Source organism: Mycobacterium sp. IEC1808 (genome assembly GCF_002101935.1).
Taxonomy (GTDB): Bacteria; Actinomycetota; Actinomycetes; order Mycobacteriales; family Mycobacteriaceae; genus Mycobacterium.
Genome location: NZ_LQPV01000040.1, coordinates 1 through 19,480 on the forward strand (window position 1 = coordinate 1; position 19,480 = coordinate 19,480).

At 68.0% G+C, this 19,480-nt stretch carries 19 protein-coding genes and 3 pseudogenes; 9 read left to right on the top strand and 13 right to left on the bottom strand.

Annotation, left to right across the window (positions count from 1 at the left end; all coding sequences use genetic code 11):
* The 4 genes and pseudogenes from AWB92_RS30685 to AWB92_RS21015 form a co-directional block, all read left to right on the top strand.
* A pseudogene (locus AWB92_RS30685) lies at positions 1 to 844 on the top strand (PE family protein); the annotation flags it as partial.
* Between the two features lie 83 nt (positions 845 to 927).
* Positions 928 to 2,286, top strand: a complete 1,359-nt coding sequence (locus tag AWB92_RS21005) for an HNH endonuclease signature motif containing protein (protein ID WP_085189076.1) — start codon at positions 928 to 930, stop codon at positions 2,284 to 2,286.
* Positions 2,287 to 2,394: 108 nt separating this feature from the next.
* Positions 2,395 to 4,338, top strand: a complete 1,944-nt coding sequence (locus AWB92_RS21010; RefSeq protein WP_085189078.1) for an NAD(P)/FAD-dependent oxidoreductase — start codon at positions 2,395 to 2,397, stop codon at positions 4,336 to 4,338.
* Between the two features lie 10 nt (positions 4,339 to 4,348).
* Positions 4,349 to 5,468 (top strand): annotated as a pseudogene (locus AWB92_RS21015) (alcohol dehydrogenase catalytic domain-containing protein); the annotation flags it as partial.
* Here AWB92_RS21015 and AWB92_RS21020 read toward each other — a convergent pair.
* Both AWB92_RS21020 and dtd read right to left on the bottom strand, forming a co-directional pair.
* The gene (locus AWB92_RS21020; RefSeq protein WP_085189082.1) at positions 5,382 to 6,299 is read right to left on the bottom strand and encodes a class I SAM-dependent methyltransferase; all 918 of its coding nucleotides are present in this window, start codon (positions 6,297 to 6,299) and stop codon (positions 5,382 to 5,384) included. The pseudogene AWB92_RS21015 and the gene AWB92_RS21020 overlap by 87 nt on opposite strands.
* Before the next feature lie 47 nt (positions 6,300 to 6,346).
* Complete coding sequence (gene dtd, locus AWB92_RS21025) at positions 6,347 to 6,778, bottom strand: D-aminoacyl-tRNA deacylase (protein ID WP_068189480.1); 432 nt, start codon at positions 6,776 to 6,778, stop codon at positions 6,347 to 6,349.
* A 51-nt stretch (positions 6,779 to 6,829) separates the two neighbouring features.
* On the opposite strand from dtd, the gene AWB92_RS21030 reads away from it, so the two are divergent.
* Positions 6,830 to 7,135, top strand: a complete 306-nt coding sequence (locus tag AWB92_RS21030) for an MTH1187 family thiamine-binding protein (RefSeq protein ID WP_085189085.1) — start codon at positions 6,830 to 6,832, stop codon at positions 7,133 to 7,135.
* Here the strand turns inward: AWB92_RS21030 and AWB92_RS21035 are convergent.
* Together AWB92_RS21035 and AWB92_RS21040 are read right to left on the bottom strand one after the other, a co-directional pair.
* Positions 7,132 to 7,629: a macro domain-containing protein gene (locus AWB92_RS21035; RefSeq protein ID WP_085189087.1), complete on the bottom strand. Its 498-nt coding sequence runs from the start codon at positions 7,627 to 7,629 to the stop codon at positions 7,132 to 7,134. The two genes, AWB92_RS21030 and AWB92_RS21035, sit on opposite strands and share 4 nt — an antisense overlap.
* A gap of 77 nt (positions 7,630 to 7,706) precedes the next feature.
* Positions 7,707 to 9,083, bottom strand: a complete 1,377-nt coding sequence (locus AWB92_RS21040; RefSeq protein WP_085189089.1) for an adenylate/guanylate cyclase domain-containing protein — start codon at positions 9,081 to 9,083, stop codon at positions 7,707 to 7,709.
* 54 nt (positions 9,084 to 9,137) lie between these two features.
* Between AWB92_RS21040 and AWB92_RS21045 the strand changes: the two genes are divergently transcribed.
* Positions 9,138 to 10,427, top strand: a complete 1,290-nt coding sequence (locus tag AWB92_RS21045; RefSeq protein ID WP_085189091.1) for a competence/damage-inducible protein A — start codon at positions 9,138 to 9,140, stop codon at positions 10,425 to 10,427.
* A gap of 2 nt (positions 10,428 to 10,429) precedes the next feature.
* On the opposite strand, the gene AWB92_RS21050 is transcribed toward AWB92_RS21045, so the two are convergent.
* Entirely contained in the window at positions 10,430 to 11,626 is a 1,197-nt protein-coding gene (locus AWB92_RS21050) for an MFS transporter (protein WP_239645735.1), read from the bottom strand.
* Positions 11,627 to 11,757: 131 nt separating this feature from the next.
* On the opposite strand from AWB92_RS21050, the gene AWB92_RS21055 reads away from it, so the two are divergent.
* Positions 11,758 to 12,825 (top strand): amidohydrolase family protein, encoded by a 1,068-nt coding sequence (locus AWB92_RS21055; RefSeq protein ID WP_085189093.1) that lies wholly within the window; start codon positions 11,758 to 11,760, stop codon positions 12,823 to 12,825.
* 29 nt (positions 12,826 to 12,854) lie between these two features.
* Entirely contained in the window at positions 12,855 to 13,247 is a 393-nt protein-coding gene (locus tag AWB92_RS21060) for a phage holin family protein (RefSeq protein ID WP_068138663.1), read from the top strand.
* A gap of 14 nt (positions 13,248 to 13,261) precedes the next feature.
* Here the strand turns inward: AWB92_RS21060 and AWB92_RS21065 are convergent, their stop codons facing one another.
* The 8 genes and pseudogenes from AWB92_RS21065 to AWB92_RS21095 form a co-directional block, all read right to left on the bottom strand.
* Positions 13,262 to 14,044 (bottom strand): enoyl-CoA hydratase-related protein, encoded by a 783-nt coding sequence (locus AWB92_RS21065; RefSeq protein WP_085189095.1) that lies wholly within the window; start codon positions 14,042 to 14,044, stop codon positions 13,262 to 13,264.
* Positions 14,041 to 15,033, bottom strand: coding sequence for an FAD-dependent oxidoreductase (locus AWB92_RS21070; RefSeq protein ID WP_085189097.1), 993 nt, complete (start codon positions 15,031 to 15,033; stop codon positions 14,041 to 14,043). Before AWB92_RS21070 ends, AWB92_RS21065 begins: the two co-directional genes overlap by 4 nt.
* A gap of 16 nt (positions 15,034 to 15,049) precedes the next feature.
* Positions 15,050 to 15,568 (bottom strand): hypothetical protein, encoded by a 519-nt coding sequence (locus AWB92_RS21075; RefSeq protein WP_085189099.1) that lies wholly within the window; start codon positions 15,566 to 15,568, stop codon positions 15,050 to 15,052.
* A gap of 352 nt (positions 15,569 to 15,920) precedes the next feature.
* A pseudogene (locus AWB92_RS30690) lies at positions 15,921 to 16,332 on the bottom strand (Fur family transcriptional regulator); the annotation flags it as partial.
* A 390-nt stretch (positions 16,333 to 16,722) separates the two neighbouring features.
* Positions 16,723 to 16,872: a hypothetical protein gene (locus AWB92_RS29845; RefSeq protein ID WP_158090395.1), complete on the bottom strand. Its 150-nt coding sequence runs from the start codon at positions 16,870 to 16,872 to the stop codon at positions 16,723 to 16,725.
* Between the two features lie 89 nt (positions 16,873 to 16,961).
* Positions 16,962 to 17,456, bottom strand: a complete 495-nt coding sequence (locus AWB92_RS21085) for an SRPBCC family protein (protein WP_085189101.1) — start codon at positions 17,454 to 17,456, stop codon at positions 16,962 to 16,964.
* The gene (locus AWB92_RS21090; protein ID WP_085189103.1) at positions 17,456 to 18,085 is read right to left on the bottom strand and encodes a nitroreductase family protein; all 630 of its coding nucleotides are present in this window, start codon (positions 18,083 to 18,085) and stop codon (positions 17,456 to 17,458) included. Before AWB92_RS21090 ends, AWB92_RS21085 begins: the two co-directional genes overlap by 1 nt.
* Positions 18,086 to 18,104: 19 nt before the next feature.
* Entirely contained in the window at positions 18,105 to 18,587 is a 483-nt protein-coding gene (locus AWB92_RS21095) for a carboxymuconolactone decarboxylase family protein (protein ID WP_085189105.1), read from the bottom strand.
* 199 nt (positions 18,588 to 18,786) lie between these two features.
* Here AWB92_RS21095 and AWB92_RS21100 point away from each other — a divergent pair, with 199 nt between their 5' ends.
* Complete coding sequence (locus AWB92_RS21100; RefSeq protein WP_241523537.1) at positions 18,787 to 19,476, top strand: hypothetical protein; 690 nt, start codon at positions 18,787 to 18,789, stop codon at positions 19,474 to 19,476.
* Positions 19,477 to 19,480 lie beyond the last annotated feature (4 nt).

Genomic DNA, 19,480 nt, shown 5'->3' on the forward strand with positions numbered 1-19,480 from the left:
GCTGATCGGCCCCGGCACCGACGGCGCACCGGGGACCGGGCAGGCCGGCGGCGACGGCGCGTCCGGCGGGGCCGGCGGGGCCGGCGGCCAGGGCTTCGCACGCATCCCGTTCGGGATCGACTTGAGCCAGGGTGGGAACGGCGGCGCCGGCGGCGCCGCTACCCTCCTCGGAGGTGCCGGAGGCGCCGGCGGCGCGGGCGGGAACAGCGGTTCGTCCGGCTTCTTCGGAATCGACCTGGCCCAGGGCGGCGCCGGCGGCGTGGGCGGCGCCGCCGTCGACGGACTCGCCGGGGCCGGTGGTGCCGGCGGTGCCGCCGCTGCCCCGGACTTCATCGGGCTGGGCGCTTCCATCGGCGGCAACGGCGGCGTGGGCGGTGCGGCCAGCGGCATCGGTACCGGCGGCATCGGCGGCGCCGGCGGTACCGCGGCCACGGTGACCGGCATCGCGGGTGGCGGTGCGGGCGGCGCCGGCGGCGCATCGGCCTCCGGCAACGGCGGCACCGGCGGGGCCGGCGGCCTGGCCGCCGGGCTCGTGGGCGCCATCGGCGGTCACGGCGGGCACGGCGGCGCCGCTCCGTCGGGCAACGGCTTCAACGACGGCGGCGCCGGTGGCGACGCCCTCGGCTTCTTCGCCCAGGGCGGCACCGGCGGCGACGCCGGCACCGGCAGCGGGGGCGCCAATGGCGGCAACGGCGGCAACGCCGGGTTGGTGAGCGGCGGTACCTTCAACCCGTCGATATACGGTATCGGCGGCGACGGCGGCAACGGACACGCCCCCGGACACGGCGGCACCGGTGGCCTCGGCGGTCACTTCGGCGCGCCCGGCAAGAACGGCACTCCCTAGTCGCTGAAATCCCTTGCACCACTTTGGTTTCAGAAGTCACAGATCGGGGTTTCTTGTCGGTGCCCGTTCATACGATTTGAGGTATGGGTGCGAGCAGTCGTGAGGAGATCGTCGAGGTTTTCGACGCGCTCGATGATGCCCTGAAGCGGTTGCGCGATTTGTCTTTTGACGTGTTGACCACCCCGGAGCGGTTGCGGGCCCTGGAGCGCTTGGAAGGCGCGGGGCGCCGGCTGCGCACGCCCAGGCACGCGTTGATCAATCAGCTCGACGCCCGGGCCACTCCGGCAGAGCTGGGCGGCTACCTGTGTTGCGCGCTGGCGGATCGGTTGCGCATCACCAAAGCCGAGGCCGGGCGGCGCATCGCCGAGGCCGAGGATTTGGGTGAGCGCCGGGCGCTGACCGGTGAGCCGTTGCCGCCGCAACTGGGCGCGACCGCGGCCGCGCAGCGGCAGGGGTTGATCGGCGACGGGCACGTGAAGGTGATCCGCAGCTTTTTCGCCCACCTACCCACCGAGGTCGACCTATCCACCTGGGAGGCCGCCGAGGCGGATCTGGCCGACAAGGCCCGCGGGTATCGCCCCGACGAGTTGGCCAAATACGCCCGCCGGATCATGGACTGGCTTAACCCGGACGGCGAGTTCAGCGACCAACAACGGGCGCGCCGGCGCGGTCTGATCCTCGGCGAGCAGGACTTCGACGGCATGTCCCGCCTGAGCGGGCTGATCACCCCGGAATTACGCGCGGCCGTCGAGGCCCTGCTGGCCAAGCTGGCCGCCCCCGGCGCGGCCAACCCCGACGACGACACGCCTGTCATTGAGGACACCCCCGATGAGCAGGCGATCCGCCGCGACACCCGATCGGCGGCCCAGCGCAACCACGACGCGTTCCTGGCCGCGCTGCGCGCCCTGTTCTCCTCCGGAAAGCTAGGCACCCACAACGGCCTACCCGTGTCGATCGTGGCGACCACCACACTCAAGGAACTCGAGGCCGCCACCGGCAAGGCCCTGACCGGCGGCGGCACCCTGGTGCCGATGTCCGACGTCATCCGCTGGGCCGGCCACGCCCACCATTACCTGGCGATCTTCGATGACGCCAAACCGCTGGCGCTCTACCACACCAAACGCCTCGCCTCACCGGCACAACGCATCATGCTCTACGCCCGCGATCGCGGCTGCACCAAACCCGGCTGCACCGCCCCGGCCTACCACAGCCAGGTCCACCACGTCCGCGGCTGGACAACCACCCACCGCACCGACATCGACGACCTCACCCTGGCCTGCGGACCCGACAACCGCCTCGCCGAACACGGCTGGACCACCCGCACCAACACCCACGGCGAAACCGAATGGATCCCCCCACCCCACCTCGACCACGGCCAACCCCGAACCAACAGCTTCCACCACCCCGAACGATTCCTCCGCGACACCGACGACGACCCGTAGCGGGCGCTTGATCGTCTCCGGCGTCACGCGGTAGCGTGGTGCTGCCAATTACGAAACCGCGCGTAGCGTAATTCCCGGGCGCCCCATCTAGCGGAAGGAATCGGCTTGATGCGCAGCCGTTACGCCGGCCGTCCGTTCACCACTTCGACGGCCGAAATCGCGGCCGCTCTCGAGGATGTCAGCGTCCCGACGCTGCTGCTTTCGCTCGTCCACATCACCGGCGACCCTCGGTTCATCCGCGACTTCAAGCCCATGGGGATCTTCCTCAACGAGGTCCAGGGGTTCATGTCGGAGGAGGACAAGGCCCGGGCCCGCGCGGCGGCGCTGCCGGTGATCACCGACTACCGGGACCGCGGTTGCCCCGAGCCCGAGCCGCTGAGCCTCGACCTCATTCGCGAGATGATGGACTGGGCCGCCTGCGAACACGTGACCGACGACTACCTGCCGTTGATCCTGGAGGAAATGGATCTCGAGGGCGTCGACCCCCGCCGCCCGGCAGCCCTGCCGGCACAATCCGCCGCCGAACTTCCCGTGCTGGTGGTCGGCTGCGGCGAATCCGGCATCCTCGCCGGAATCCGCCTGAAACAGGCCAACATCCCGTTCACCATCGTCGAAAAGAACGCCGGCCCCGGCGGAACATGGTGGGAGAACAGCTATCCCGGCGCCCGCGTCGACGTCGCAAACCATTTTTATTGCTACAGCTTCGAACCCAACAACGACTGGACTCACTTCTTCGCCGAGCAGCACGAGCTGCAGGACTATTTCACCGAGGTGATGAACAAGCACGACCTGTCCGAGCACATCCGATGGAACACCGAGGTACTCGCGGCCGAGTGGAACGACGGCGACGGCGTCTGGAGCGTCTCGGTCCGCAGCGCCGACGGCGAGACGAGCACGCTCACCGCGCGGGCCGTCGTCACCGCGGTCGGACAACTGAACCGGCCCCACCTTCCCGAGTTCGACGGGGCCGACAGCTTCGAGGGACCCTCATTTCACTCCGCCGCCTGGGACCACTCGGTCGACCTGACGGGCAAGCGCGTCGCGCTGATCGGGGCGGGCGCCAGCGGATTTCAAATCGCGCCCGCGATTGCCGACCAAGTCGACAGCCTGACGGTGTTCCAGCGGACTGCGCAATGGATGTTCCCCAACGCCATGTACCACGACGAGGTCGGCGACGGCGTGCGCTGGGCGATGCGTCATCTGCCGTTCTACGGCCGCTGGTATCGGTTTCTCGTGCTGTGGCCCGGCGCCGACAAGGGCCTGGACGCCGCCGAAGGCGACCCGAACTACGCCGACCAGGACTACGCCGTCAGCGACATCAACGCCGCCGCGCGAATGATGTTCTCGCAGTGGATCACCAGCCAGGTCGGCGAGGGACACGAATTGCTGGACAAGGTGCTGCCCGACTACCCCGCCACGGGCAAGCGGACCCTGCAGGACAACGGCAGTTGGCTGCGGACGCTGCAACGGAACAACGTCGAGTTGGTGCGCACACCGATCCGGCAGATCACACCGCACGGCGTCGTCACCGAGGACAACGCGACATACGACGCGGACGTGATCGTCTATGCCACCGGGTTCCGGCACACCGACGTGCTGTGGCCACTGAAGGTGCGGGGGCGCAACGGGATTGACCTGCACGAGATGTGGGGGAGCCGCCCGTACGCCTACTTGGGCATCACCGTGCCGGGATTCCCGAACTTCTTCATCATCTACGGACCCGGCACCCACCTCGCCCACGGGGGCAGCCTGATCTTCCAATCCGAACTGCAGATGCGCTACGTCGACCAGTGCCTCAGGCGGCTGGCCGAGGAGAACCTGCATTCGATCGAGCCGAAGGCCGAAGCCGCCACCGCATGGCACGAGCGGACACAAACGCAGATCAAGAAGATGGTCTGGTCGCACCCGGCGGTCAAACACTCGTACTTCAAGAACGCCGACGGCGAGATCCACACCGTCAGCCCGTGGCGCCTCAACGAGTACTGGGCCGCGGTGCGCGAGCCCGACTGGTCACAATTCGTTGTGCGGCAGGAAAGGGAGCAGGGAAAGTGAGCACACCACCATGCGCACGGTAGTCGTCGACGGACCCCGCAACATCCGGGTCGAGACCCGCCCCGATCCCACGCTTCCCGGCCCCGACGGGGCCATCGTCGAGGTCACCGCCGCCGGCATCTGCGGATCGGATCTGCACTTCTACGAGGCCGATTTCACCATGCCCGATCCGATCGCGCTGGGCCACGAAGCCGTCGGCACGGTCGTGGAGGTCGGACCCGAGGTACACACGGTCAAGGCCGGCGACCAGGTCATGGTGTCCTCGGTGACCGGCTGCGGCCACTGCCCGGGGTGTGCCACCCGCGATCCGGTCATGTGCTACTCCGGGTTTCAGATCTTCGGCGGCGGCCTGCTCGGCGGGGCGCAGGCCGATCTGCTCGCCGTGCCCGCCGCCGACTTTCAGCTGCTGCGGACGCCCGAGGGGATCAGCACCGAGCAGGCGCTGCTTCTGACCGACAACCTCGCAACGGGCTGGGCCGCCGCGCAACGCGCGGACATTCCGTACGGCGGCACCGTGGCCGTGATCGGCCTGGGCGCGGTCGGGTTGTGCTCGCTGCGCAGCGCGCTTTTCCAAGGCGCGGCAACGGTTTTCGCCGTCGATCAGGTCGAGGGCCGGCTCGATCGGGCCGCCCGGTGGGGCGCCACTCCGATCAAGGCGCCGGCGGTCGAAGCGATCCTCGCGGCGACGGGAGGACGGGGCGCCGACGCGGTGATCGACGCCGTAGCCACGGACGCGTCGCTGACCGACGCGCTCAATGCGGTGCGGGCGGGCGGCACCGTCTCGGTGGTGGGTGTGCACGACATGAATCCGTTTCCGCTCAACGCGCTCGGCTGCCTGATTCGCAGCATCACCCTGCGGATGACCACGGCGCCCGTCCAGCGGACCTGGCCGGAGTTGATCCCGCTGCTGCGGTCCGGCCGGCTCGACGTCGACGGAATCTTCACCACCACACTGCCATTGGACGAGGCGGCCAAAGGCTACGCGACCGCCGAGGCGCGCTCCGGTGACGAGGTGAAGGTCCTGCTAACGCCCTAGTGCAGGCTCACGCCGAGCGCGTCGCCGTGATGTATTGCGAGTGCATGAAGGCGTCGATCTTGACGTCGACCTCCGGCGGGGTGAGCCCGTAGCCGGCCTGCAGATCCAGCGTGTTCCGGACCGGTTCGACGGCCCAGCCGTGCCCGGCGAGCCAGTCCGCCGGGTCGGATTTGGGTTCGTAGGTGAGGGCGGAGAAGTCGACGTCGCCGGACATGTTGACCCCGGGATGGTCGGCCTCCAGGGCGGCGAGCTGCTGGCGATCCAGCCGCGATCCCAGCGCGCCGATGGCGATTCGGCTGCCCGGCGCGCTGAGCCCGCTGATGCGGGTGAAGAGCGTGTTCTGGGCTTCGTCGGTGAGGTAGGGCAGCACTCCCTCCACCGACCAGGCGCTCGGTGCTTCCGTGTCGAAGCCGGCCTCTTCCAATCGCCGCGACCAGTCGGTGCGCAGGTCGGCTCCGACCTGGATCCGGCGGGCCTTGGGCGTGGCGCCCTGCTCGTCGAGCACGCGGGTCTTGAATTCCAGGACCTTCGGCAGGTCGACCTCGAAAACCGTTGTGTCAACCGGCCATTCGAGGCGATAGGCCCGCGAATCCAATCCGGCTGCGACGATCACCGCTTGCCGAATGCCCGCGTCACCCGCGGACGCGAAGAAGTCGTCGAAGAACCGGGTCTGCACGCCGTACAGGCGCGGGAAGGCCGTCTCGTCGTCCGAGGTTCCCGGATTGGCGAGCACGCCCGCCAGATACGGGTCCTGCGAGGCGGCGATGAACGCCTTCGCGTATTCGTCTCGGACCAGCGGTTGGGGGCTCACGGCGTGCAGCGCCCGCCACCCCGCCACCAGCAGCGCGGTGTAACCCACGCCGCTGACGATGTCCCACTGGTCGTCGTCGGAACGAAGCGACCCAAACTCAGGTGTCGTGCTCATAGCGGATTCAGCCCTCCCGACTCACCAACGTACCTGCGCGGGCACCGTCAAAGTTCCAAAGCGACCGTGACCGGGCCGTCGTTCACCAATTCGACCTGCATGTGCGCGCCGAACACGCCGGTCTGCACCTCGGCGCCCAGCGCCTGCAGCGCCTCCGCGAACGCCGTCACCAGGGGTTCGGCGACCGACGCGGGTGCGGCGGCGTTCCACGACGGGCGCCGGCCCTTCGCGGTGTCGGCGTACAGGGTGAACTGGCTGACCACCAGGATCGGCGCGTTGACGTCGGCCGCGGACCGCTCGTCGGCGAGTATGCGCAGATACCAGAGCTTTTCGGCCAGCCGCCGCGCCTTGTCGGGGTCGTCGCTGTGGGTGACGCCGACGAACGCCAACAAGCCCTGGCCGTCCGGCCGGACGGCTCCCACCACCCGGCCGTCGACCGACACCGACGCCGACGAGACCCGTTGCACCAGAACCCGCATGGCCCTCGATGCTGCCAGGCTTGCCGCGAAAAGGTTGGGTAGGCTCGTCACGTGTCCGTGCTCGTCGCGTTTTCGGTCACCCCGCTGGGCGTCGGAGAGGGCGTCGGCGAGATCGTCGCCGACGCGGTCCGCGTGGTTCGCGAGTCCGGGCTGCCCAACAAGACCGACTCCATGTTCACCGTGATCGAGGGCGACAGCTGGGGGGAAGTCATGGACGTCGTCCAGCGTGCCGTCGAGGCGGTGGCCGCTCGCGCGCCGCGGGTCAGCACGGTGATCAAGGCGGACTGGCGGCCCGGCGCACACGACGCGATGACGCAGAAGGTCGCCAGCGTCGAGCGTTATCTCTCCGACGGTTAAGCCTCCTGCACCGCGTCGCGGAACGCCCGCTCGGCCGCCTCGCCGTGGACCGCGAACACCACCTTGTCCAAGGAGCTCGCCCGGTGCCGACGGACGACGTCGACCATCAGCCGCGCCGCGTCTTCGAGCGGGAACCCGCCGACGCCGGTGCCGAACGCCACCAGGGCCAAAGAGCGGCAGCCGAGTTCGTCGGCCTTGCGCAGCGTGGAATCCGTGGCGCGGGAGATGATGTCGGCCGAGGTCGGGCCGCCGAGTTCCATCGTCGCCGCGTGGATCACATAACGCGCCGGCATGTCGCCGGCGGTGGTTTCGATGGCTTCGCCGAGCCCAATCGGCGCTTTCTCGGTCGATTCACGCTGTACCGCGGGTCCGCCGGCGCGGGAGATGGCCGCGGCGACACCGCCGCCGTGCCGCAGTTGGGTGTTGGCGGCGTTGGTGATCGCGTCGACCTCGAGCTTGGTCACGTCGGCCTGCACTACCTCTAGCTCGATCATCGGCTCATTGTCTCGCAACACCGCGAAAATAGGCTGGCCTCGCGCAGAGCCGGGCGCCAACCCGGCACACCAGGCGGCTATCGCCCCCTGGTCGCCTTCTCGCGGACCAACAGGTAGAGCCGCCACAAGTCCGGCACACCTTTGAGCTCATGCTCACCGCGCGCTGAGAACTCGCGGCCGGAGCCGGCGACGATGTCGCGCACCGTCGAGGACACCAGCACCTCGCTCGGTCCGGCCAGCGCCGAAACGCGCGCACCGATGTGTACGGACAGTCCGGCGACGTCGTTGCCGCGAACCTCTATCTCGCCCGCGTGAATGCCCACCCGGAGCTCGACGCCGAGCACACGCACCGCGTCGACGACGGCCTCGGCGAACGAAATTGCGGCGCTGGGACTCGCAAACGTCGCGAGGAATCCGTCACCGGCCCTGTTCCTTTCGGTCCCACCGAATCGCCTGATTTCCCGGCGGACCGCGGTGTCGTGCCGGTCCAGCAGGTCCCGCCAGCGTTGGTCGCCGAGCTCCGCGGCGCGCAGGGTGGCGCCGACGATGTCGGTGAACACGATGGTGGTGAGCACGCGCTCGCTGTCCGAGCCCCCGCGGACACCGGTGATGAACTCCTCGATTTCCGCGAGCATCGCCCCGGCGTCGCCGACCCAGTACAGCGAATCCTCGCCCGGCAGTTCGACATAGCGTGACCCGGCGATGTGCTCCGCGAGATGGCGACCATTGTCCGCCGGAATGAATTTCACGCGATCTCGGTGCAAGACAAGGGTCTTCACGCCGATACGCGGGAGCGTGTCGCGCACGTCGCTCTCGGTCACGACCTTGCTCACGGCGCGTGCCATGCTCGGCGACGCAGCGCGGTTGCCGGCGATGTCCCACCACGCGCGAAACGCGTCGTCGCGGGCGACGCTGGGCGCGATGATTCCCAGCACGTCGAACCCCTGTTCAACCGCGTCGGGCTCGATCGCGACGGACGTGAATGGGTCGGTGGCGCTGGGCCGGGCCCCGACGGGGTAATCGGGTGCCCACAGCACCCGCGCCGTGCCGTTGATGATCACCAGGCTGCGCACCCGGTCGGGGTAGTCGGCGGCCAGCACCAGCCCGCTCATCGCGTTGTAGCTTGTCGCGAGAATGGACGCCTGCTCGGAGCCGACCGCGTCCATCACCGCGATCGCGTCCTCGGCCCAGAACTTCGGCCCGATCATCTCCAGCGAGGGCACTCGCGACGACAGACCCATCCCGCGGAAATCGAAGCGGATCACGCGGCTGAACGACGCCAGACGCCGGTAGAAGCGGTACAGCGAGGGTTCGGCGTCGATGGAGTCGATCGGTATCGATGGTCCGGCCAGCAAGACCAGGTCGACCGGGCCTTCCCCGAAGACCTGGTAGGCGATGTCGATATCACCGCATCTGGCGTAGCGAATGCGCGGTGCCGCAGACGTCCCGGCCACGGCCTCAGGCTAGTTCAGTCAACCGGCCGACGGCACGCCAGTAGGCTCAACCCGGTGAGCGCACGCGCGGGCATTGTCGTCACCGGAACCGAAGTCCTCACCGGGCGCGTCCAGGACGCAAACGGCCCCTGGCTCGCCGATCGCCTCCTCGAGCTGGGCGTCGAGCTGGCACACATCACCATCTGCGGCGACCGCCCGGCCGACATCGAGGCGCAGCTGCGTTTCCTGGCCGAGCAGGGCGTGGACCTGATCGTCACCAGTGGCGGCCTGGGCCCGACGGCCGACGACATGACCGTCGAGGTGGTGGCGCGCTTCTGCGGCCGCGAGCTGATACTCGACGAGGCAACCGAGAACAAGATCGCCGAGATTCTGAAGAAGTTGATGGGCCGCAATCCCGCGTTCCAATCCGCTCTGGATCCCGGCACTTTCGAGTCGATCAGGGCCGCCAACCGCAAACAGGCGATGATCCCCGACGGCGCGCAGGTGCTCGACCCGGTGGGCACCGCACCGGGTGTGGTGGTGCCCGGCAAGCCGACGGTAATCGTGCTTCCGGGACCGCCGCGTGAGCTTCAGCCCATGTGGCACACGGCAATTGAGACGCCCGCCGCGCAGGAGGCGATCGCCGGCCGAACGACCTATCGGCAGGAGACGATCCGGATGTTCGGGCTGCCGGAGTCGGGGCTGGCCGAAACGCTGCGCGACGCCGAGAAATCCGTCCCTGGCTTTGACCGCCTGGAGATCACCACCTGCCTGCGCCGCGGCGAGATCGAAATGGTCACCCGCTACGAGCCGGACGCCGCGGACGCGTATGCGCGCCTGACCGAGGTGCTGCGCGACCGGCACGGGCGTCAGATCTACTCCGAAGACGGCTCAAGGGTGGACGACCTGGTGGCGCGGTTGCTGCAAGGCCGCTGGATAGCGACGGCGGAATCCTGCACCGCGGGCCTGTTGGCGGCGCGGCTGACCGACCGGGCCGGTTCCTCGGACTACGTGGCCGGCGGCGTGGTGTCCTACTCCAACGACGCGAAGGCGCAACTGCTCGGCGTGGACCCGGCCTTGATCGAAAAGCACGGCGCGGTGTCCGAACCGGTCGCCGAGGCGATGGCACAAGGCGCGCTCAAACGCTTCGGTGCGGACACCGCCGTCGCCATCACTGGGATCGCCGGCCCGGGCGGGGGAACCCCGGAAAAGCCCGTCGGCACAGTCTGTTTCACCGTGATGCTCGGCGACGGCCGCACCGATAAAAGAACGCTGCGGCTACCCGGCAACCGTTCCGACGTCCGCGAGCGGTCGACGACGGTGGCGATGCACCTGCTGCTGCGAATGCTGAGCGGCGCCGGATAGCCTCACGTCATTTCGGTTGGCAGGAATGCGCTTTCGGAGGTGCCGAACCGAATCCCGGTGGCATCCTTGCCGATCAGCGTGAGGAAGGCCACGGCGATCAGCACCGGCACGATCGTCGCCGCCAGCGCGAAGGGGTAGCCGTGCGACTCGGCCAGGTGTTCCTGGATGGGCAGGTTGAACGCGGCCAACAGGTTCCCGAGCTGATAGGTCACGCCGGGGTAGAGGCCGCGGATGGCGTCCGGGGACATCTCGGTGAGATGAGCGGGGATCACCCCCCACGCGCCCTGCACGCAGAGCTGCATCAAAAACGAGCCGAGGCACAGCATCGCCGCGCTGTGCGAGTAGGCGAACAGCGGCACGATCGGCAGGCCCAGCAGCGCGCAGAAGATGATGGTGTAGCGGCGGCCGAACCGCTGCGACATCGTGCCGAAGAACAGCCCGCCGACGATGGCGCCGATGTTGTAGACGATGACGATCCACTTGACGGTCGCGCTGGGCAGGCCTGCGCCGTGATTGCCCGTGGCACCAAGGAAGGTGGGGTAGACGTCCTGGGTGCCGTGGCTCATCCAGTTGAAGGCGGTCATCAGCAGGACCAGGTAGAAGAATCGGCGGATGATCGCCCCGTCGCGCAGCACGTCGCGGATCCTGGTGCTGGTGAGCCGCATCTGGTCCTGCGCGGCCTCCCAGACCTCGGACTCCTCCACTCGGTATCGGATGATGAGGCTGATCAGTGCCGGGATGATGCTCAAGGCGAACAGCCAGCGCCACGACAGCCCAAGCCAGTTCATCACCAGCAGCGATGCGACGCTCGCCAGCAGGTAGCCGAACGCGTAACCCTCTTGCAGCAGCCCGGAAAAGAACCCGCGGCGCTCCACCGGAACCTTCTCCATGGCCAACGCGGCCCCCAGTCCCCACTCGCCGCCCATGCCGATGCCGTACAGCAGCCGCAGGATCACCAGGACGGTGAAATTGGGGGCGAACGCACACAGGAACCCCACGATGGAGTAGAACGTCACGTCGACCATCAGGGGGAGGCGCCGCCCGACACGGTCGGCCCACAGCCCGAACAGCAGCGCGCCGACGGGGCGCATGATCAGGGTGGCCGTCGTGACGAACGCGACCTCCGCCTTGCTGATGTGGAACGTCTTGGCGATGTCGGCGTAGACGAGCACGACGATGAAGTAGTCGAAGGCGTCCATCGTCCAGCCCAGCAACGCCGCGACGAACGAATTCCGCTGATCGGGGGTCAACTTCTGCCGAGGAGGTTGTGTTGTCACTTCAGCATCGTTGCAGTACCGGGCGGCGATGCGCGAGAGTAAGTTCCGGATACATGCGAATCATCGATGCCGATGGACACGTCGCCGAGAACTCCTCGCTGGCGATCGAAGCGATCAAACGCTGGCCCGACCACGTCAAGCCCAGCACGGACGGCCGGCTGCGGTTGGTGTTCGAGGGCCGCAACTATCCGGAGGACGAGGGCCCCGGTGCGGGTTGCCCGCCCGAACACGGGATCAGCAAGGCACCCGACATCAATTGCCGCACACCCGAGGGGGTGCTGGGCGACGCCGACCGCGATCACATCGACACGATGGTGCTGTATCCGAGCATGGGCCTGTGCGCCCCCAGCCTCGAGGATCCGGAATTCGCCGCGGGATTCTCGCGGCTCTACAACCAGTGGATCGCGGATTACTGCGCGTCCTCGCAAGGCCGGTTGCTCGGCGTCGCCGTTACCCCGATCGAACACGGCCAGGCTGCGATCGACGTCATGACGGAAGCCAAAGAACTAGGGCTGGTGGCGACGCTGGTCCCGCCGGCGCTCAAGACCCGCAACCTCGACCACCCCGACCTCGATCCGTTCTACGCCGCGGCCGTCGAACTCGGGATGCCGCTGGGCGTTCACGGTGCCCCCGGCATCCACCTGCCGAAGATCGGCGTGGACCGGTTCACCAATTACATTCAGGTGCACTGCATCAGCTTTCCCTTCGACCAGATGACCGCGATGACCGCGATGGTTTCCGGCGGCGTCTTCGAGCGGCATCCCCAGCTGCGGGTCGCCTTCCTCGAGGCGGGCGCGGGGTGGGTCCCGTTCTTCATCGATCGCCTGCATGAGCATTACGAGAAGCGGGGCGACTGGGTCGAGCGCGGCTGGCGTCGCGATCCGCACGAGTACCTGGCCGCCGGCAACATCTTCGTGACGTGCGAGCCGGAGGAACCGATCCTGCCCGGCGTGATCGACGTGCTCGGCGCCGACTTCATCATGTTCGCCAGCGACTACCCGCACTGGGACGGCGAATGGCCGGAGAGCACCAAGCACCTGCGGACCCGCCCGGACATCAGCGAGGAGGCGCGGGAAAAGATCGGCGGCCTCAACGCGCAGCGCTTCTACAACCTGAACTAAACCGCATGCCGGGTGGCAGGATCTCCCGCATGGGACCTTTTCTGCTTCGCGCCGCGCTGACCGGCATCGCAATGTGGATCGTCACCCTCTTCATGCACGGGATGAGATTCGTCGGCGGCACCACCACGTTGCAGACGGCGGGCATCATTTTCGTCGTCGCAGTGATCTTTGGTCTGGTCAACGCGTTCATCAAGCCGGTCGTCCAGTTTCTGTCGATTCCGCTCTACATCCTGACCCTCGGGCTCATCCACATCGTGATCAACGCGTTGATGTTGTGGATCACCGCGTGGATCACCGCGCACACCACGCACTGGGGTCTGCAGATCGACCACTTTTGGTGGACGGCGATCTGGGCCGCCATCCTGCTGTCGATCGTGAGCTGGGTGCTGTCGCTGGTGATCCGCGACGTCACGCGCGCCTGAGGGCGCCTAAACCTTCACCGAGCCCGCCAGCGCGGCGGTCGCTTCTCGGCGAACGCGCGCGGCCCCTCTTTGGCGTCCTCGGTCTCGAAAACGCGGTCGCTGTGCCGGGTTTCGTTGTCGTAGGCCGACTTGAGATCCAGCGCCAACCCTTCGACGGCCGACTGCTTCGTCGCGAACACCGCCAGCGGCGCGTTGGCAACGATGCGCTCGGCAAAGTCGTAGGCGGTGTCCATCAGTTGATCCGCCGGGACCACCCGGTTGATCAGTCCCATAGCAAGGGCCCGTTCGGCGTCCACCATGTCCGCCGTCAGCAGCAGCTCCATCGCCCACGGGTAGGGCATCTGCCGCGGCAGCCGCACGGTGCTTCCGCCGCCGGCGAACAGGCCGCGCTTGGGCTCCATCACCGCGAAGCGCGCGTCGGGGACGGCGACGCGAATGTCGGTGGAGGTCAGCATCTCGAAGCCGCCCGCGACGCACGTCCCGTTCACGGCGGCGACGATCGGCTTGTACACGGGGAACCGATGCAGGACGGCGTGGATGGCGTCGTCCTTGTTCCACCCGTCGGGCCTGGGCAGGTCACCGGTGAGTTCGGGGATGAACTTCTTGAGGTCGGCGCCCGTGCAGAAGTCCCGGCCGACGCCGGTGACCACCGCGACCCAGGCCCGTTCGTCGTCGCGGAACGCCGCCCAGGCGTGGGCCAAGTCGCGAAAGTGCACCATATCCAACGAGTTTCGTGTCTCCGGGCGGTTGATCGTGATGGTGGCGACATGCTCGTCCAGCCGGTAGTCGATGCTCACCGCGCGGCCCCGTCGACCAGACGCACCACGTCGCGTGCGCAACCCCACGACAGGGTCACGCCGTTGCCACCGTGGCCGTAGTTGTGGATGCACAGTGCTTGTCGGGGAGCCCGCCCGAGCGGTTCGGCTTCCACTCGCACCGACGGCCGGTCCGGGCGGAGCGCGGTGATCGTCTCGATCACCTCGGCATCGCCGAGGCGTGGCTCGATCCGGCGGCACCGTTGCAGGATGCGTTCGGTCACCTCGCGCTCCGCGGTGGTGTCCCAGCGGTCGGCGATGCTGATGCCACCGCACACCACCCGCTGCGGGTGTGGGAAGAAGCACGTCCACTCCGGCGCCTCGTTCAGCTCGATAAACAGTTGCTGCAGGCCGGGATTCGCCAGCACGACGTGCTGGCCGAACCGCGGCCGCACGGTGTCGTCGCCGGTCAGCGCTGCGGCGCCGAGCCCCGCGCAGTTGACGACGATCGGTGCCGCGTCGGCTGCCTCGGCCAACGAACCGATGGGTCGCTCCTCGATTTCGCAGCCGGCCGTAGCCAGGCGCCGGGTCAGGTAGTCGAGGTATTGCGGCATGTCGATCATCGGCATGGTGGCGCGGAAGCCGGCGGCGAAGCCCGCCGGGACGTCGGCCGGGTCGGCCGGCCGCAGGTCGGGTACGAGCTTGGCCGCCGGCGCGGCCGCCTCGGCGCCGATGAATTCCCCGACGGCCAGCGCCGGTGCCATGCGAACGCCGGTGCCCGGGTCGCCGGCCAGTTCGCGGAACACCCGCAGGGAGTGCTCGCTCCAACCCAGGGTCGCCGCGGCGCGTTCGGCGGGCCGCGGGGGAGCCCACACCGCTCCGGCCACCGCCGAGGTCGTCTGTTGTGGCATCGCGGCCGCCCACACCCGCACCGGCCAGCCCGCTTCTGCCAGGCAAATCGCCGAAGTCAAACCGCTGACGCCGGCGCCGACGACGACGATCTCCTGCGGGTCACCCGCATCACTTGCCAACGGCCGCGGACTCCCGTCAGGAATGGGGGGGTTGCTGGCCGTTCTGGCCGCCGAGCAGCCCGTTGAGGATGCCGAGAGTGCCTTGCACACCGGCGGGCGGCGCGCTGGGAGGCAGTGCGGCGTCGGGAGTCAGCTGCCAGGGCTGGCAGCCCGTCGTCTTGAACGATTTGTCGCCCGGGTCGATCTGCACTACCTGCGGCTTCTTGCTCATGGCGTTGTCGACGAGGTTGCCGTCGGGGTTACTCGTCCGCTTCCAGTAACAGGTGCCGTCGCCGACAGGGCCCGCCGAGCTGTAGATGCCTGGCGCGATGTCCGTGCCCACCGCGTACGTGCCGTCGTGGTCGATCGTCGTCTTCGGCGCCGATGCTGGTGACGCGGCCGGTGAAGGCGACGGACCGGGTGAGGCTGCGGGCGAGGGCGGCGGCGTCGGCTCCGGGTCGGCGCCGGCGACACCGGCCGACGCGGCCCAGCCCGCAAGGAGCACTCCGGCGGCGGCACATCGCGCCGCCACTGATGCTTTCAGCCTGAACCCCATGAACCAGCAGCTTACCGGCGCGAGGGACTCATTTCACATCGATGTTGCCCGAGCGCGGAACGGAAGGCTCGACGCGAGGCCCGCTGCTGGCCACCGTGGCATCGGCGATGTCGTAGCGAGCCCAACCGGCGTTGGCGCCCAGCCCGCCTGTCCCAATTCCGGCCGCCCTCAACACGGTATTGGGCGTCAGTGGGCCGGGGGCAACCCATCCCGCGGTCGCCGCGGCTGGCGCCGGCAACGGGATCCCGTTGTCGTGGGGCGGCGGGCCGTCGTCGCTCGGGCAGGGCATTTGCTCCGGGACGTCGGTGACGGGCTGGTGAGCATCGTCGGCTCGCGACGCGTCCGAGGCCCAACAGCAGGGACACACGCCCCAATAGATGACCTCGGTCTGGTCCAGGTGGAAGCCGCTGGCATCTGCAGGGGTCAGGCAAAGTGTGTCACCGACGGCACACTCCACGTCTGCGATGGCCCCACAACTCCGGCAGACCACGTGATGGTGGTTGTCGCCCACTCGAGTTTCGTAGCGCGCAACCGAGCCCGGCGGCTGAACCCGTCGCAATAGCCCCGCGTCGGTCAGCGCATGCAAGACGTCGTACACGGCCTGCCGGGACACGTCGGGCAGGCAGGCGTGCACCGCTCCGATAAGCGTCTCGGTGTCCGCGTGCGGATTCAGTTCAACCGAATACAACCACGGCGATCCGCGGGCGGGTCACTCGTAAGTCCGCCAGGCGTAAGCGCTCCGCGTAACGCGGCGCCGACGGCATCTGCACGAGGTGGAAGTCTTTTCTGGAGTTGATCAATGTTCCTCTGACTCCCTCCCTCAGGCAAGGGAAACCCTCGGCGTCCGGCGCCTGATGAGATCGGATATTTTCACGGCGGAGCCAACGCTAGGGCGCCTTTTTCAGATGCGGCAGGTTTTCGCACAAATCGCGTCAGCGTTTTTGAGCGGCAATCTAGTACATGGACCAAACATCGGGTCCGGACCGTAAAAGGCTTCGAGTCGAACGAGATTCGCTCTCTAGATGGACGAGCGGTTTGCTTTGGGTCACATTTGCGCGGTCCACCGCGATGAGCCCCGCACTGCTTGTGTGCCGCGCGACCACGGCCAGTGACCGCACGAGTCCACCCACACCAGCTGCAGCGCCATCACCTCATCAGCGAAGATTTGCGCCCGCGAAAGTTAGATACACATCGGGCTGCTCGACCGCGACCATTTCGACAAGGGGGCCGGTGGGCAGGCCGATCCGCATGCCGGGGGACGGCCGCTCGCCCTTCGCCGCTCGCCGATCGAGGGTGTTCAGCATCCGCGCCGCTCGGCGCGGTGCGACGCCCGCCTGACATGTTCGCCCGGCACGCATTCCGCGTGTTACGAAACATCTTGTAAGGCAGTCGATTACGTCAGCCGACGCACCTTCCCCGCGTAGCCCAGCGCATGCTCGTACACCTCGAGGTTGTCGCGAGAAATCCTCGCGTGCACGGGGCGCTCCAGGAAGAAGCGCAGCACCGGGTTGTAGGCATGGTAGGTCTCATGGAAGGTCAGCACGGTGGTGCCGTCGGGCTGCTCCTCGAGTTCGTGATAACCCTCCGCGCGCGACCACAATGGCGCGCCGACGGCCACGTAGCGCGACAGCTTGTTGATCTCGGCCTCGGTCACGCTCTCCCAGGACCGCCCCTTGCCGCCGGACAGGAGGTATTTGGGAACCGGGAAGACGCAGGTGCGCACCAGGCCCTCGCCGGCCTCGTTGCCTTCGTTGAGGATCTCCATGCTGCCGGTAGGCCAGGTGAGGATCCGCGGCCGCGGCGCGTCGGGCGGCGCCGGCGGGTGAAGCACCCGCCACACCTTTTTCGGCGGCGCATCGACGTGGAATCGCACGGTGTAGGACTGCATCAGCTCGCTCCCCAGCTATTCCAGTAAGTAATGGTCTCCGCGGGCGGGCGTGCGGCCGGCCGGAAGTCGGTGCCGATGGTGTAGGCGACCGGGAACAGCGCGGCCTGGGTGGCCGTCGGCGGGATGCCGAGCAGCTCGGCGACCTCCTGCTCCCTGGCCAGGTGCATCGTCGTCCACACCGATCCCAGCCCACGCGACCGCAGGGCCAACAGGAAGCTCCAGCCGGCCGGGATGATCGACGCCCAGGCGGAGGCGGCGGTCAGCAGCTTCGAGTTGTCGATGCGGTTATCCAGGCAGGGGATGACGTGCACCGGGACCCGGGCCAGCGTGTCGGTCAGGGCCAGCGCGCCGGCGTACACGCGCTGGGTCTGGGGATCGGACGCCTCCTTGGCCGCGTACGCGAGGTACTCGGCGCCGACGCTGCGGTAGATGTCGCCGATCGCGGCGCGCTTGTCGGCGTCCGTGATCACCAGCCATCGCCAATCCTGCGCGTTGCTGGCCGTGGGGGCCTGCATGGCGAGCCGGATGCACTCGAGGATCACCTCGCGTCCGACCGGCCGGTTCAGGTCGAGGCGTCTGCGCACCGCCCGTGTGGTGGTCAGCAATTCGTCGACCGAGGCGAGGTCCATTGGGTCCTTCCCGAGGGGGTCAGAGGTCGATGGCACAGGATTGGTCGACGCCCAGGACCGTCAGCGAACGCCCCAGGCCGAGAAACACCGCGACACACAGCGTGAGATCGAGGATCTCCTCGTCGGAGAATGACTGCCGCAGCCGGTCGAAGAACGCGTCGCCCATCGACGCGTGGTCGGTGGCGAAGCGCTCCGCATACTCGATGGCCAGGCGCTGGCGCGTGGTGTAGCCGGGGTAGCTGGCGTAGGCGGCGACGTTGTCGTACAACTCGGGCGCGACCCCGGCGTCCAGGACCGACTGGGCACGGAAGTCCGAGCAGGCGACGCAGTCGTTGATCTGGGCGATTCGCATCCGGGCCAGCTCCCGCTCCTCGGCCGGCAGCATGCTCTGCTGGTATGCGCCCCGGATCATGCGCTCGACCATGGAGCCGAGCTGGGGTCGTAGCGACCAGATCATGGCGGCTTCGCCGCCGGGGCCATCCGGAACATTGACTCGGGCCATTCGTGAACTCCTGCCCGCGGAAGATCGTTACCTAGTGGAGCAAACCAGATTCTCAACTGGGCTGTCTAGGTCGGCTCCCGCATGCGATCGTGCATAGGCATACCCGGCGCCGCCGCGAAAATCTGGTTGGCTACGGTCCGTTGATTGAGGGCGCTCATCGGGCGGGTGTCCCGAATTTGGAGGTCGGTGCGTGCTGTTCATGCACGAGGTGCACAAGGTCCGCGGCCGCAGTGAGGACGACTTCGAGGCCGCGTTTCGAACGGGCTGGATGCCCATGCTCGCCGCCGGGAACGACGCGCGGTTGCTGTGGTACACGAACCAGGCCCATGGCAGTGGACCCGCCTACACGGTAATCACCGTGACCGCCGTTCGCGATGGCGCGGCCTGGGAGCGTCTGACCCAGCGGGTCCAGAAGGGCGATCTCCAGGAGTGGATGCGCCAGCTCGACGAGCTCCGCCATGAGGTCGACGCCAAGCTGCTGGTGCCGCTCCCGTGGTCGCCACTGCAGGAGGTCCGCCTCGAGGAGGTGCCGGTCGACGGGCGCGAGCACGAGATGAGCCTCTACATGGAAGACACTATGTGGCCGTACGAGGACAAGTTCGAGGAGTACATCGTCAGATGCGGCGAGGTCTACGCCAAGAGCCTCGACCAACCGTCATCCATGCTGAGCATGCACGCCTCGTTCCAGCCCGCCCTCGGCAGCCACGTGCGCCGCGAGGTGATCCTGATGCAGCGCATCAGTAGGCCGGAAGCGTTGCTCGATCTGCTCCGCACCCACATCCCCGCCGAGTACCGCGCCCCCGGGACCTGGATGTACGACGCGCTGGACCTGCGCGACCAGTGGACCAGCCGGCTGCTCCGAACCTCCGCCTGGTCGCCGCTGCATTAGGGAC

Excerpts from the sequence above, each read along its gene's own strand:
- AWB92_RS21100 (WP_241523537.1), top strand. The coding sequence starts at position 18,787 with ATGCACGAGGTGCACAAGGTCCGCGGCCGCAGTGAGGACGACTTCGAG.
- AWB92_RS29845 (WP_158090395.1), bottom strand. The coding sequence starts at position 16,872 with ATGCTGAACACCCTCGATCGGCGAGCGGCGAAGGGCGAGCGGCCGTCC.
- AWB92_RS21035 (WP_085189087.1), bottom strand. The coding sequence starts at position 7,629 with ATGATCGAGCTAGAGGTAGTGCAGGCCGACGTGACCAAGCTCGAGGTC.
- AWB92_RS21020 (WP_085189082.1), bottom strand. The coding sequence starts at position 6,299 with ATGAGCACGACACCTGAGTTTGGGTCGCTTCGTTCCGACGACGACCAG.
- AWB92_RS21055 (WP_085189093.1), top strand. The coding sequence starts at position 11,758 with ATGCGAATCATCGATGCCGATGGACACGTCGCCGAGAACTCCTCGCTG.
- AWB92_RS21005 (WP_085189076.1), top strand. The coding sequence starts at position 928 with ATGGGTGCGAGCAGTCGTGAGGAGATCGTCGAGGTTTTCGACGCGCTC.
- dtd (WP_068189480.1), bottom strand. The coding sequence starts at position 6,778 with ATGCGGGTTCTGGTGCAACGGGTCTCGTCGGCGTCGGTGTCGGTCGAC.
- AWB92_RS21090 (WP_085189103.1), bottom strand. The coding sequence starts at position 18,085 with ATGGACCTCGCCTCGGTCGACGAATTGCTGACCACCACACGGGCGGTG.
- AWB92_RS21075 (WP_085189099.1), bottom strand. The coding sequence starts at position 15,568 with ATGGGGTTCAGGCTGAAAGCATCAGTGGCGGCGCGATGTGCCGCCGCC.
- AWB92_RS21050 (WP_239645735.1), bottom strand. The coding sequence starts at position 11,626 with ATGGACGCCTTCGACTACTTCATCGTCGTGCTCGTCTACGCCGACATC.
- AWB92_RS21060 (WP_068138663.1), top strand. The coding sequence starts at position 12,855 with ATGGGACCTTTTCTGCTTCGCGCCGCGCTGACCGGCATCGCAATGTGG.
- AWB92_RS21010 (WP_085189078.1), top strand. The coding sequence starts at position 2,395 with ATGCGCAGCCGTTACGCCGGCCGTCCGTTCACCACTTCGACGGCCGAA.
- AWB92_RS21095 (WP_085189105.1), bottom strand. The coding sequence starts at position 18,587 with ATGGCCCGAGTCAATGTTCCGGATGGCCCCGGCGGCGAAGCCGCCATG.
- AWB92_RS21085 (WP_085189101.1), bottom strand. The coding sequence starts at position 17,456 with ATGCAGTCCTACACCGTGCGATTCCACGTCGATGCGCCGCCGAAAAAG.